The sequence below is a fragment of the Ideonella lacteola genome (assembly GCF_038066555.1).
Lineage (GTDB): Bacteria > Pseudomonadota > Gammaproteobacteria > Burkholderiales > Burkholderiaceae_C > Ideonella > Ideonella lacteola.
Genome location: NZ_JBBUTG010000002.1, coordinates 102,063 through 113,244, shown reverse-complemented (window position 1 = coordinate 113,244; position 11,182 = coordinate 102,063). Strand labels below are relative to the sequence as shown.

Annotated in this window: 13 protein-coding genes; 8 read left to right on the top strand and 5 right to left on the bottom strand. The window is 69.1% G+C overall.

The features are described from left to right. Positions 1–8 precede the first annotated feature (8 nt). The 5 genes from sctV to AACH06_RS03980 form a co-directional block, all read right to left on the bottom strand. Complete coding sequence (gene sctV, locus AACH06_RS04000) at positions 9–2,126, bottom strand: type III secretion system export apparatus subunit SctV (RefSeq protein WP_341424338.1); 2,118 nt, start codon at positions 2,124–2,126, stop codon at positions 9–11. Positions 2,127–2,201: 75 nt separating this feature from the next. Further along, the gene (locus AACH06_RS03995) at positions 2,202–2,483 is read right to left on the bottom strand and encodes a hypothetical protein (RefSeq protein ID WP_341424337.1); all 282 of its coding nucleotides are present in this window, start codon (positions 2,481–2,483) and stop codon (positions 2,202–2,204) included. A gap of 8 nt (positions 2,484–2,491) precedes the next feature. After that, positions 2,492–2,971, bottom strand: a complete 480-nt coding sequence (locus AACH06_RS03990) for a hypothetical protein (protein WP_341424336.1) — start codon at positions 2,969–2,971, stop codon at positions 2,492–2,494. Continuing rightward, entirely contained in the window at positions 2,968–3,294 is a 327-nt protein-coding gene (locus AACH06_RS03985; RefSeq protein ID WP_341424335.1) for a hypothetical protein, read from the bottom strand. Before AACH06_RS03985 ends, AACH06_RS03990 begins: the two co-directional genes overlap by 4 nt. After that, positions 3,291–4,529: a hypothetical protein gene (locus tag AACH06_RS03980; RefSeq protein WP_341424334.1), complete on the bottom strand. Its 1,239-nt coding sequence runs from the start codon at positions 4,527–4,529 to the stop codon at positions 3,291–3,293. The genes AACH06_RS03985 and AACH06_RS03980 overlap by 4 nt, the downstream gene beginning before the upstream one ends. A 238-nt stretch (positions 4,530–4,767) precedes the next feature. Between AACH06_RS03980 and AACH06_RS03975 the strand changes: the two genes are divergently transcribed. The 8 genes from AACH06_RS03975 (at position 4,768) to sctS (ending at position 11,175) form a co-directional block, all read left to right on the top strand. Next, entirely contained in the window at positions 4,768–5,343 is a 576-nt protein-coding gene (locus AACH06_RS03975) for an RNA polymerase sigma factor (RefSeq protein WP_341424333.1), read from the top strand. Between the two features lie 85 nt (positions 5,344–5,428). Beyond that, positions 5,429–6,556 (top strand): EscD/YscD/HrpQ family type III secretion system periplasmic domain-containing protein, encoded by a 1,128-nt coding sequence (locus tag AACH06_RS03970; protein ID WP_341424332.1) that lies wholly within the window; start codon positions 5,429–5,431, stop codon positions 6,554–6,556. Continuing rightward, positions 6,553–7,938, top strand: a complete 1,386-nt coding sequence (locus AACH06_RS03965) for a FliI/YscN family ATPase (RefSeq protein ID WP_423221983.1) — start codon at positions 6,553–6,555, stop codon at positions 7,936–7,938. Before AACH06_RS03970 ends, AACH06_RS03965 begins: the two co-directional genes overlap by 4 nt. Continuing rightward, positions 7,935–8,405 carry a hypothetical protein gene (locus tag AACH06_RS03960; protein ID WP_341424331.1) on the top strand — a complete coding sequence of 157 codons (471 nt, stop codon included), beginning with the start codon at positions 7,935–7,937 and terminating at the stop codon, positions 8,403–8,405. Before AACH06_RS03965 ends, AACH06_RS03960 begins: the two co-directional genes overlap by 4 nt. Before the next feature lie 5 nt (positions 8,406–8,410). Further along, the gene (locus AACH06_RS03955) at positions 8,411–9,040 is read left to right on the top strand and encodes a hypothetical protein (RefSeq protein WP_341424330.1); all 630 of its coding nucleotides are present in this window, start codon (positions 8,411–8,413) and stop codon (positions 9,038–9,040) included. Next, positions 9,033–10,223: a FliM/FliN family flagellar motor switch protein gene (locus AACH06_RS03950; RefSeq protein ID WP_341424329.1), complete on the top strand. Its 1,191-nt coding sequence runs from the start codon at positions 9,033–9,035 to the stop codon at positions 10,221–10,223. The genes AACH06_RS03955 and AACH06_RS03950 overlap by 8 nt, the downstream gene beginning before the upstream one ends. Continuing rightward, positions 10,220–10,903 carry a type III secretion system export apparatus subunit SctR gene (gene sctR / locus AACH06_RS03945; RefSeq protein WP_341424328.1) on the top strand — a complete coding sequence of 228 codons (684 nt, stop codon included), beginning with the start codon at positions 10,220–10,222 and terminating at the stop codon, positions 10,901–10,903. The genes AACH06_RS03950 and sctR overlap by 4 nt, the downstream gene beginning before the upstream one ends. A gap of 8 nt (positions 10,904–10,911) precedes the next feature. Further along, entirely contained in the window at positions 10,912–11,175 is a 264-nt protein-coding gene (gene sctS, locus AACH06_RS03940; RefSeq protein WP_341424327.1) for a type III secretion system export apparatus subunit SctS, read from the top strand. Positions 11,176–11,182: the final 7 nt, after the last annotated feature.

The window sequence follows — 11,182 nt, the reverse complement described above, 5'->3', positions numbered from 1 at the left end:
TGACCCGATCAGGCCTCGATCTGCCCCACGGGCTGGATGCGGAAATGCTGCGACAGCTCCGTGTAAGCCAGCACCGGCACGCTGAAAAATTCATCTTCCAGCATGCGCCGCAAAGCGCGCCGGATGTCGGCCGTCGTCAGCACGATCGGGCCGGTGTGGCCCAGGCCGCCGGTGCCCACCATGTGGGCGAGCTGGTCGAGGATGCGCTGCTCGGAATCCTGGTCGAGATCGAGGTAGTCGCCCGAGGTGGTGCGCCGCAGCGCGCCGCGCAGTGACTCTTCCAGGTCCGGCGACAACAGCAGCGCCTGGATCAACCCGTCCTTGGCCACGCTGTGGCAGAGCTGGCGACGCAACGCCATGCGCACCTGGTCGCAGATCACGTCGGGATCACGCTCGCGCTGCGTCCAGTCGAGGATGGTCTCCAAGAGCATGCGCACATTGCGCAGCGAGACCCCTTCACGTGCGAGACGCTGCAAGATCTCGGCGGTGCGCGGCGTGCTGACGCTGCGACCCAGCTCCTTGCCCAGATCGGGCAGGTAAACGTCGGCCCACTTGTGGAAGCGCTGCGCCTCCTGGATGCCCAGGAACATCTGGCAGTTGCGCAGCAGCTCGGTCTCGATGTCGGCGGCCAGCACCTCCTCCCACGGGTCCCAGACGATGCCGGCTTCCCGCAGGGCCTCCGGGCTGTGGGGCTTCACCCAACAACGCCGCCGGCGGCTGCCTTCTGCCTCTTCCATTTCGATCTCGCCGACGTTCAATTGCTCCAGCCGCTCCACCGGCTCGGTGGTGCAGCCCCAGCCCAGCCGCAGCCGGCTGGTCACCATGGGCACCTCCACGATGCGGAACTGGACGCAGTCGGTGCCGATGAGCTCGTCGTACATGAAGTCGAGCATCGGGATATCGGGAATGCCACGCTGCTGCAGCACGCGGTTGCGCATGCGCCGCACGGCCATCAGGATGGTTTCCGCCTCGGGCGTGCCCTTCATCGCGGGCGGCAGCCACAGCTGCAGGGGGCGGGTAGCGCGGAAATTGGTGGCGTCCTGAAACGGCTGCACCCCCGAGAGCTTGGCCTGCTCTTCAGCGGCGCGTTGCTGCTGGATCTTCGGTGCGAACAGGCCCACGCAGCCACCCGCTGCCATCAGCGCCGCCAGCGCCATGAAGACCCCGGTCGGCATCCCCGGCACCAGGCCAAAGATCACCATGATCACGGCCGCCGTCAGCAGCGCCTTGGGCTCACTGGTCAGCTCGCGGACGATCTGCTGGCCCACGTTCGTCTTGCCCGCGTCGGGCGCCGGCGATCCATCAGGCGAATGGGCCTCCGCCTCGTTGGAGACCCGCGTGGTGATCATGCCCGCGGTCAGCGAGATCAGCAGCGACGGGATCTGCGCGATCAGCGCATCGCCGATGGTCAGCACCGAATACAGCTGCCCCGCCTCGCCCACCGCAAGGCCGCGCTGCATCACGCCGATGGCGATGCCGCCGATCAAGTTCACCGCGACGATGAAGATGCCGGCGATCGCATCGCCCTTGACGAACTTCATCGCGCCGTCCATCGCACCATGCAGTTGGCTCTCGCGCTCCAGCTCGGAGCGCTTTTGCTTGGCCACCTGCGGGCTGATGAGGCCGGCGCGCAGGTCGCTGTCGATCGACATCTGCTTGCCCGGCATCGCGTCGAGGGTGAAGCGCGCGGTGACCTCGGAGACGCGTTCCGAACCCTTGGTGATCACCAGGAACTGCACCACCGTGAGGATCAGGAACACCACCAGGCCGACCACGATGTTGCCGCCGACAACGAAGTTGCCGAAGGTCTCGACGATGTGCCCCGCATCGGCCTCCAACAAGATCAGGCGCGTGGTCGACACCTCGATCGCGAGGCGGAACAGCGTGGTCAGCAGCAGCACCGCCGGGAACGTCGAAAACGCCGTCGGGCCGGGCATGTACATCGACACCACCACGATGAGCCCCGAGGCGCAGAGGTTGACCGCGATGAGCACGTCGAGCAGCCAGATCGGCATCGGCAGCACGAGCATGAACACGATCGACACGACGATCGCCGCCGCCACCAGCTCGGCCCGCTTGGCCGCCTTCTGTGCCCAATGGTTGAGGGCCAGCACCAGATCGTTCACGTCAAGACCTCGTTGTGATCAAGAGGCCGCCCGGCCAGTTCGCCGGGCAGCGTTTCACGGCAGGGCGGTGCCGGCTCACTGTGCGAGCCACAGGCGGCACCGCGCCCGCACCATCTGAACCAGCGAAGACCAGCGCGACGGCAGCGCCTGCACCTCGGGCGAATCCTCAGCGGGCGCACCGTTCAGGCTGGCGCAGACGGCCGACATAGCCCGCGTCTCCTCGGCTTCCGGCCACAGCATCTCGCACGCCCGCATCAAGGTGGCGGCGTCCTCGGCGCGGTGGCTCGACACCAGGCCCCAGGCGAGGCCCACGGCGCACATCAGATCGGGGTCGGAACGGTTGGCGGTGGTGCTCATCGACGATCTCATCCGGCCCGGCCCGAATCGGCCAGGCGCAGGCCCGGCGCGGCCACGGCCTCGCGGGTGAACACGGGGTCGACCGAGGGATCGGGCAAGGGCGCTGCCATCTGCTCGAGCCGCAAGCGCAGCTGCACCTGCTCTTCGACCAGGCGGGTGGCTTGCAGCAGCACCGAACGGCGCTCGGCGGGCAGCTGCAAGGCCGCTTCGAGAAAGCGGCGTTGCAAGCGGCGAAGATGGGTCAAGGCCGCCGGCGTCCAGACGGGGTTGTGCCGGGTCCAACGCAGGCCGAAGTGCTGGCACAGCTGATCGGCCACGTCCGCCGTGGGCGCCGCCTCAGCCGCGGGTGTGGCCCCGTCAACGCCAATTTCGCGACGCTCGTCACCCAGCGGTTGCAGCGCATCCACGGGCGCCAGTGAGCCGATGCCGATCGGCTCCGTGCCCACCCGGATCGCAGCATCGTGCGGTGCCCCGACGCGCGGCATCATTGAAGCAGCTCCATCAGCGACGCCCAATCGGCCTCACTGAGGTGTTCGACCTCGCCCCGCCGCCGCGGCCGGTGGCAGGCCACCGCCAACTGCCCATCGCGCATCAGCAACGGCAGCCACATGCCGTAGCGCGCCGGCTCCTGCCACCGGCGCAGCAACAACTGTTCGACACCGCTGGTGTTCTTCACCTCACCCACCGTGACAATGACTGCCTCCGGCTCGGGATGCAGCACGGCCCAGGGGCCGTCCGCGGCGGCCAGGTGCTGGATGCGCTCAGTCTGCACGGCCTTGTCGAGGCCTTGGTTGATCGCTTCGAGCTTCATGACGCCTGCCTCTGCACCGGCTCTGAATCGTCAGACGACGACGCGGTCGTCTGACCACCCGGCTGCTGCCCGTGGCGCAGACGCGCGGCCACGCGGGCGGCGGCATCGTGGTCGCCCCCCTCGGCATCGGCGATGCGTTGGTCCAACTCGGCGAGCAAGGTGGCCCTCGCGCCACGCTGTTCGTGGCGCCACAGCGAGGTGGGCAGGTTCGACAGCGTGAGGCGCAATGCCCGGACACCCCCGGCCTGCGTGAGGAACGGGGCCATGCCCATGGCCGTGGCCTGATCGCTGGCGAACAATTGGCCGGGCTGGGTGGCGCCGCTGTCGGCGGCCTGCAGCAGGCACATCGCCACCCTCGCTTCATGTGGCGACGGGGCCAACGGGCGCCCGGCCCACTGGGTGTCCAGCAGTTGCCGGGCCGACGCCACGGTGGTGCGCACCGTCGTGAAGGCAGCCCCGGCCGACAACGCCTGCAGCACACGCGGGCCCAGCGGTGACGGCTTGAGCGACGACAAATCCGACAGTGCGCCGCGTCGCAGGCACTTCATGGCGGCATCGATGTTCTCGACACCGAACTTCTCGATCAGACCGCGCATCAGTGCCACCGGACCCAGGGGTGACTCTTTGCCGCCTTGGCCCAGGCCCACATACAGGCCACGAAGGCTGGCCGCCGCCGACGTGCCGGCGCGGTGCAGCTCGGAGAACACCTCGGCGGTGTTCTCCAGGCCCTGCAAGCTGGCCTGCTGCGTCTGGCTGAGCTCACGGTCCCACTGGCCCAGGGCCTGCCCGGTGGTCGACTCCTGCCCGAGATGCTGTTGCAGGGCCTGGATGAGCAGTTGCTGCTCCAGCGGATCATGCCGTTCCAGCCAGGTTCGAAGCCCGGTGGCCCCTTGCGCCTGCAAAACCTGCAGCCCCTGCCCCATCGCCTGCTGCAGCTGCGCCGCGCCAGCGGGGCCCCAGAGCCGGCGCGCACGGTTCACCGATTGCTCCTGCCCGCGGCGCTGGGCGGTGAGCTGAACCACGCGGCCCTGCGCAGCCCGCTCGGTGCCGCGCTTCAGGCTGCCGAAGATGTCGGCGTGCTGGTCACCCACGCGAGACATCCACTCCGTCTCGCTGAGCTCTTTCAGCTTGGGTTGGTGGGCGGCCTGCGTGGCGCTGGCCGACGCGACAGAGGCCGACACCGCCGGCGGCTGAAGCGCCGTCGGCGTCTGAAGACTGACGGGACTGTTGCTCATGTTGGATGAGTGGCCTGGGCGCCAAAACAGTTCTGCATGTGCGCAAGAAACGCGCATGAAACGCCGATGCAACGGCGATGCAACGCCCCGCCACGCTCGGCGCGGTTACCTCAGATCACGAGTTATCTGTTTGCAACTGCGCCGCAACGGCCGGGCCCAACGCCGATGCAACGCACCCCTTCCTACGATCGCGCCGCTTTCGGGCTCAGACCCGCATCCACCGACTGGAAGGACGACCATGCAGACCGCCACCGCCTCTTCGAACACGGCCGCGCTGGGCGAGGCCCCGCCGCTCATCGACATCGACAAGCTCTTCCGTGCGCACCGCTCGCACGTGCAGGCTTTCGTCTCGCGCTACGTTCGCGACACGTCGGACGCCGAGGATGTGACGCAGGTGACGTTCATGGAGGCCGCCCGATGCGCGCACCAGTTCTCCGGCATGTCCAAGCCATCGACCTGGCTGTTCGGCATAGCACTGAACATGGCGCGCAATCATGTGCGGCAGCACCTCAACGCCCCCGCCACCGAAGAGCTGGACCTGTGGGCCGACGTGCTGGTCGCCGATGACGCCGACCCGGCCGCGCAGTTCGAGCGCCGCGATCGGCTGGACAAGGCACTGGCGCTCGTCTCGGGCATGAGCAGCGACCTGCAGCACACCTTCCGCGCGGTGCTGGACAGCGGACAAACCTATGAAGTGGCCGCACAAGAGCTGGGCGTGCCCATCGGCACGGTGCGATCGCGCCTGTCCCGCATTCGAGACCAACTGCGCGGGCTCGATCAGCGCGTGGCCACCGGCGCCGTGCTGACGCAATGAGCTGATCAGGCCCCCACCGAACCATCACGCCCGGCCGTGCCACTCACTGTCGATGCTGTCTGACCGACCTGAAGGACCGACACCCATGACGCTGGAACTGAGAATCCTGAGCGGCATGCACCGCGGCGTGTGCCTGCCCATCGATGATGAAACCCCCTTGACGCTCGGCGGCCAGGACGACTGCGACGTGATGCTGGTCGATCCGGCGTTGCAAGATCAGTCGTGGACGATCCTCGTTCACGGCGACGCCTGGAGCGGTGGGCCGACCGACGCCGAGGCAGCGCCCCAGCGACGCGCGATCGGCGCAGTGCTCGATGTCTCGGGCGTCCGCGTGCTGGTGTGCGCCGCCGATGCGGCGTGGAACTTCGACCTGCCCGACGCGGGCGGGAGTGCTGGCGTTTCCGGCGATGACCTGCCAGACATCCACAGCCTGCGGAGCGAACTGCCGAGGGACATGCCGCAAGTTGGCGCCCCGCTCGCGGCCGCAGACGCCGCCAAGCCTGGCGCGCGACCGCCGATCGATCCGACCACGCTGAAGAATTGCACCTATGTGACGCATGACGCGAGCCGGGGCCGGCTGCTTCGGCGCGCGGCGCTCGGCGCCGTCATCGCCGGTGCCGCGGGCGTGGCGCTGTCGAATGCCCGCACCAGCAGCAGCGAAGTGTCCGAGGTCGACCAGCGCATCAAAGCGGCACTGGCCGCCTCCGAAACATCGGCCCGCTGGGCCGCGCCGGTGTTGGCCGGGCAGGCGGCCAGCGCGGCGGCGCTGTCATCCGCCACTGCCGTGGACCCGGCCGCCTCCGGCGCCGCCGGCCGCGCCGTGTCGGATCTGGACGAGCTGCGTCTGCTGTTGCAGCAGCGGCTCGAGGCCGCGGACCTGTTCCGCCGCCTGGACATCAACACCAGCGGCAGCCCCTGGGTGCTCAGCGGTGATCTGAACGCCGAAGACGAGCAGCGCCTGGCCCGGGTGGTGGCGCAGTTCACGCGCGACTACAAGCCGCGTGTCGAGATCCAGGCCAAGGTGCTGTCGGCCGAAGAGTTGCTGCCCTTCGACATCAAGCAACTGATGTCGGGCCAGATGGCCAGCGTGGTGACCACCGACGACGTGCGGCTGTTCCCGGGCGACACCCACCGCGGCTACACCCTCGCCAAGATCGACGGCCGGCGCATCACCTTCGTGGGCGGCAAGCGCACGATCGAGGTCGTCTGGTGAATCTCGACGCCGCCCTGCACGAGCGCGCCGCCAGCCTGGCGGCGACTGCTCGCCAGCGTCTCGCGCCGCCCTTCGGCATCGAGCGCTGGGGCCGCGTCGTCCAGGTGCTGGGCACCTTGATCGAAGCGCGCCTGGGCGACGTGCAGGTGGGCGAACTTTGTCGCCTTGAACACAGCCACAGCGGCAACCCTGCCGCGCGGCCGACCGATCTGCTGGCCGAGGTGGTCGGCTTCACACCGTCGGCCACGCTGCTGGCGGCGCTCAGCCCGCTGGAAGGCGTGTCCGACCGCACCCGCGTGCTGCCGCTTCGGCGCAGCCTGGAGATCGAGGTGGGCCCGCACCTGCTGGGCTGCGTGCTCGATGGCTTCGGCCGCATGATGTACCGCGCACCCCATGCGCCACCGATGCCCGGCCCCGAGGCCTGGCGGGTGAGAGTGCCGGTGGTGCGCGACGCGCCGTCGGCCTTCGAGCGGCCCCGCATCAGCGAGGCCATGCCCACCGGCGTGCGTGCGATCGATGGCCTGCTCACCCTCGGCGTGGGCCAGCGCGTGGGCGTGTTCGCCGGCCCCGGGTGCGGCAAGACCACGCTGATGGCGGCGGTGGCCCGCGGCTGCGCGGCCGATGTGATCGTCTTCGGGCTGATCGGCGAGCGCGGCCGCGAACTGAACGAATTCCTTGAGCACGAGCTCGACCCGGCGCTGGTGCGCAAGACCATCATCGTCTGCGCCACCTCCGACCGCACCTCGATGGAACGGGCTCGCGCCGCCTTCACCGCCACCGCGGTGGCCGAGGGTTTACGCAGCCGCGGCCAGCGGGTCTTGCTGCTGGTGGATTCACTCACCCGCTTTGCGCGCGCTCAGCGCGAGATCGGCCTGGCCGCTGGCGAGCCGCCGGCACGCGGTGGCTTCACGCCCTCGGTCTACACCATGTTGCCGCGCCTGATCGAGCGCGCCGGCAGCACCGGCGAAGGCTCCATCAGTGCGATGTACACCGTGCTGGTCGACGCCGACAACCCGTCGGACCCGATCGGGGACGAAGCGCGCTCGCTGCTCGACGGCCACATCGTGCTCGCGCGCAAGCTGGCCGAGCAGGGGCACTTTCCGGCCATCGACGTGCTGGCATCGATCAGCCGCACGATGGGCAACGTCACCGAGAGTGCGCACCGCAGCTCGGCCTATGGGCTGCGTCGCCTGCTGTCGCGCTACCAGGAGCTGGAGATGCTGATTCGGCTGGGCGAATTCAGGCCCGGTGCCGATGCGTTGTCCGACCGCTGTGTCGAAGAGCGTGAGCAGCACATGAGCTTCCTGCGGCAGGACACCAGCCAGGGCGCGGGCTTCGCTGAGACGCTGGAGCGCCTGGCGGCGCTGGGGCGGCCGCTGTGACGGCTCTGCGCATCAGCCGGCGCGAGCCGATCGAGGTGCCCGAGCCGCGCCGGCCCGACACCACGATGGCCCGCGTGGCGAGCATCCGCACCAGCCGACTGCAGCGGCTCGAAGCCGATCTGGTGGCCGCGCGCCAGGCGTGGCGACGAGAACGCGACGCCGTGCGGCAAGCCATCACCCAGGCCCGCCAGGCCCGGCAAGACGCCATCGGCTTCTGGCGCGAAGCGATGCAGGCCTTCACCGATCTGTGCATCACGTCGGCCGATCTGCAACGCGCCAAGGCCGTGCACCACCGCCTGCGGCTGGTCGAGCAGGACTGCCGGCTGCAGGTGCGTCGCCAACACCAGCAGTGCCAAGCGGCGCGCGAACAACGGCACCGGCTCGAAGCCGAGGTGCTGGCCCAACGCAAACAGGTCGAAAAGCTCGCGCTGTGGCGAGAGCTGAGCCAGGAACCTCCCAGGGAATGAACCGCATGACATCGCCCCCTCGTGCCGTGGCACCTTCGCCACTGTGGTCGACGCCTCCCGCGGCGGCGCCAGCCCGCCCCCCTGCTACCAAGGCCGATGGCAAGACCGACTTCCGCTCCGCGGTGCGGCAGCAGGCCCACAAGCTGGGCCAGGGCCATGCGCCCGCCGCGGCCACCGGTGCCGTGCTGCCCGGCCCGCTGGCCGACAGCCTGGGCACCTGGCTGGGTGAGACCTCACCACGTGCCGACCTGCCGCGCGACCCGGCCGAGGCGCCCTCACGCGACAGCGATTCGGGCCACGCCGACGCAGAGCACCAGGGCGACCCGCCGCCGCGACAAGGCCATGCGGTCACGCCGGAGGTGGACGCCGCCCCCGGCCACGACACCCTGGCTGACCACACCGCCGCCGCGCTGGCCGACCAGTTGACCGCCTCCCAGGGCATGGGCTGCTTCGCGGTGCAGTTGCCGGGCGCCTGCCGCGTCGACGTGATCTACGACCTGACCCCCGAGCGGGCCCGCCTGTACCTGAGAACCAGCACCGGCGGCACACAGCAACCGGGCCTGCTCGACCCCGAAGCCCTGGCCCGCCGGATCGGCGCGCAATGCGGCCGCACTGTGGAGGTGCTCTGTGTTTGACGGCCACACCTTCCAACGGCGCGATGCGCTGTCGCCCTCACCGATCGCCGGGGGGGCGCGGCCGGCCCCACTGAAGCTGCGCAGCATGCCCGCTGAAGAGGCCCAGCTGAGGGCCCGCGTGGGCCTGGGGCTTCAGGCGGCGGTGCCCCACCTGGGCGCCGAGACCCGCCTGACCGTCCAGCAGCCGCAAGCCCCGGTGGGCCGGCTTGCCGGCTGGGGTGATCTGCTGACGCTGGGTCTCACCGGACCGCACGGCACCTTGCTGCTGCAAGACGGCCGCGGCTGGCTGCGCGCGCTCACCGGCATCGACCTGACCGGCGAGGAAGACGGCGAAACCCAGCGCTGGCTGCTCGACTGCGCGAGCGCCCTGCTGCCGGCCTCGTGGATGCCGGTGTTTCAGCGCGTGATTCCGTTTGCCGGAGGGGGCGACGATTCGGTGGTCGCCCACGAGTTGCCGATGGAGCTGCGCAGCCGCGACCACGTGATGACCACCCAGGCCCGTGCGAGCTTCGGCACCTGGCAAGCCTGGTGGACCTGCGAATTCGAAGAGATGCGCGATCTGCGCGTGTGGCCCACCGAGCGCATGGCGGTGAGCGAAACCATCATCGCCGCCGAGCACCAGCTTCCATTGGGCAAGCTGCGCCGCCTGCGGCCGGGCGCGCTCATCGTCCCCTCGCGGTGCGCCTTCAACGCCGATGGCATCGGCCATTGGCGCCTGGGCCGGCAACGCTGCCGTGTCCGCTGCCTTTACGACCATCTGGAGATTGAAAGCGTGGAAACGATCGATGACGGGCTGCTGCATGCCCAGACCGGGGCCGTGGGCACAGGCGCCCAAGACCTGTCGATGCCCGGCTCCACCGCGGATGCACGGCACGCTGGCGATGGCGGTCTGGGCGAGATGGGTGAGATGGGCGACGTGGGCGCGATGATCGATCACGGTCTGCCGTACGCGCCGGACGGCCTGGATTCGGTGATGCTGAACATGCAGTTCGAGGTGGGCACCGTGTCGCTCAGCGTCGCCGAAGCCGGCCACCTGGCGCCGGGCACAGTGCTGAACCTGCAGCGCCCCTGCGGCCGAACCCAGGTGCTGATCCGCGTCGGCCAGGCGCAGATGGGGGTGGGAGAACTCGTCGACGTGAACGGCCAGCTGGGCGTGCAGATCGTCAACTGGACGCCGGCATGATCCCCACCGCACCGACCGATCTGCTGTCGCTGGCGCTGGCGTTCGCGCTGATGTCGCTCGTGCCACTGATCGTGGTCACGACGACGTCGTTCATGAAAATCTCGCTGGTGCTGCTGGTGCTGCGCAACGCACTGGGCGTGCAGCAGGTGCCGCCGACGCTGGCCATCTACGGCATCGCGCTGTCGATGACCGTCTTCGTGATGGCCCCCACGCTGCAGGCCGTTGGCAAGGAAGTGTCGACGCTCACCGCCGGCTACGGCACCAATGTGACCACGTCCACCGGCAACAGCTCGAGCTCGCTGATCGAGCGTGCGCGTGCCGCCGCCGAGCCGATGCGCAAGTTCATGGACCGCTTCGCCGGCGCTGCCCAGAAAGACGCGATGCTGGCGAACGCGAAGCGCTTGTGGCCGGCCGACATGGCCAAGGAGGCCAAACCGACCGACTTCCTGATCCTGCTGCCTGCGTTCGTCATCTCCGAGCTGCAGGCCGGCTACGAGATCGGCTTTCTGATCTACATCCCCTTCGTGGTGATCGACCTGCTGATCTCCAACCTGCTGATGGCGCTCGGCATGCAGCAGGTGTCTCCGCAAACCATCTCCATTCCCTTGAAGCTGCTGCTGTTCGTGATGGTCGACGGCTGGGGCCGCCTGCTCAATGCGCTGGCGATGACCTACCAATAGGAGCCGGCATGACCGAATCGCTCGCCTTGTTCAAGCAGGCCCTGTGGCTGGTGGTGATGCTGTCGGCACCGCCACTGATCGTGGCCACCCTGCTCGGGGTGGTGACCTCTCTCGTGCAGGCCCTCACCCAGATCCAGGACCAGACCCTGCCCTACGTCATCAAGCTGGTCTCGGTGTCCGTCACGCTGCTGCTGACGGGGCGATGGATCGGCAGCGAGGTGATCACCCTGTGCACCCGCTGCATGGATCTGATCGCTGGCGTCGGACGCTGAGGCGGGT